The following is a 1,811-nucleotide window of genomic DNA, read 5'->3' on the forward strand; positions in this document are numbered from 1 at the left end:
GGGACCGCGGACAAATAGTTGGAGTGTCCCCGGGGGCGGAGAGGGTTTCTGATGTCCGCGCATTTTCCCCGTGAGATCCGGGAGCAAGCAGTTGATAAGTTTCTTGACGGCATGCCGTACAAGCGCATCGGCGATTGGCTGGAAGAAAGCTATGGCCAACGCCCTTCTCGGTCAACGGTCGGGTTATGGGTCAGGCAAAGACGTCACGGTCGCCCTCTTAGCCCGCAGCCGGGTATGCATGCCCCGGAAACAGTCGCTGATGCGGTTGCACGTCGTGTGACCTCAACACAGTCGTTTGCAATTATCGGCGACCAAGTTGGCGTCGCCAGTGGGTCAGTGCGGAAATGGACTTCGCGGTACTGGCCCGACGCGCAAGAGGTTGCCGCTGCCGCGTCGCTGCCGTTCGACGAGGTCTATGCGATCACAATGGAGCGTGTGAGCAAAGATCGCAGAAGCAAACGCACCAAACAGCAACAGCGCATCGCTGATAAGCACAACGCCTCGCCTCGCCCGGCACCAGTAGATTCCTGGTTGCCAGGCCCAGGTCCTGTCCCTGATATGGATGCGCTGCCTGATGACCCTGCAGAGTTAAAGAAACTCCTCGCCAAGGAACGCGAACGCCAAGCGGTCAAAGACGCGATCATTGAAGTGCTCATGGGCGGCAGCGAACACACCCAGGGCTGCGGTGATGCATCGGGAAAAGCCCTCGTCCGTGATGGTGCATTGTCTATAGCTGCGAAAGCTGCTGTGGTCTGCGCCCTTACGGACACCCACCACATCAGTATTGCCAAAGCATGCGCGCTTGCCGGGATTGCGCAGTCAACGTTTTATCACCACCAGGGCAAACACCAACGCAGTGTGGCAAAACGCAAGGCACGCCGCGACAAGTACAAAGTCCTCATCCGCCAGGCAGTCGATGAGTGCGGGCAAAGCTACGGCTACCGGCGCATCCACGCGTGGCTTGTTCGCGGTGGGCATCGCATATCGGAAAAAATTGTGCGTGAGCTGATGGACGCACTCGGCTGCCACCCACCAGCAAAAGCATCCACGAAGTACTCCTCATACACCGGCGAGACCGCGCACCGCCCGGCAAACCTGCTGCTCATTGGCGATAACGAGCGCCCTGCTAATGAGACACATACCCTTGCCCGCCCTGAGGTGGCGCACTCGCAGTATTTCACCCGGTATGCGCACAGTAAGGGGTTGACCCATGATTTTCACGCGGATCAACCTTGGCAGAAAATTGGTACCGATGTCAGCGAAATCCGCTGCAGTGACGGCAGGCTCTACTTGTCAGCAGCCATCGACTTCTTCGACGGGATGCCCATTGCTGTGACCATGTCACAAACGCCAAACCATGAGCTGGTTGCCGGGATGATTGAACGGATCGACGCGGTAAAACCTGCTGAGGCGCAACCGATCCTGCACTCGGATCGTGGAGGGCTCTACCGCAGCACACGCTGGGTCAACCTGATTACCGACCACGCCCACAACATCACCGGGTGCAAGGCATGCGCCACAGGGGAATGGTGCCAGAGGCGGTGGCGATACATCCCGTCACTGTCACGGAAAGGCACAAGTGGTGATAACGCGCGCACCGAGGGGTTCTTCGGCACGATGAAACAAGAACTCCTCAAAGGCAGACCCGCCACCAAAAAGATGACGGTGGCACAAATGCGAGACTATATTGACAACTACATCGACTTCTACACCCACACCAGGCTGAAGTCGACGCTAGGCAACGGCTATGCCACCATCGCCGAACACCGCCAAGCACTTGGAGTCTAAACAACAACACACAAGCCCACGGG

The 1,811-nt window shown here is 58.1% G+C and carries 1 protein-coding gene; it reads left to right on the top strand.

Annotated elements, in window-relative coordinates:
- Nucleotides 1-51 precede the first annotated feature (51 nt).
- On the top strand, nt 52-1,788 hold the full coding sequence (locus tag OVO38_RS12355) for an IS3 family transposase (protein WP_267208694.1): 1,737 nt from the start codon (nt 52-54) through the stop codon (nt 1,786-1,788).
- The last annotated feature ends 23 nt before the right edge of the window (nt 1,789-1,811 follow it).

It is taken from the genome of Corynebacterium sp. Marseille-P8863 (genome assembly GCF_946902955.1).
In the GTDB taxonomy this organism is placed as follows: Bacteria; Actinomycetota; Actinomycetes; order Mycobacteriales; family Mycobacteriaceae; genus Corynebacterium; species Corynebacterium gottingense.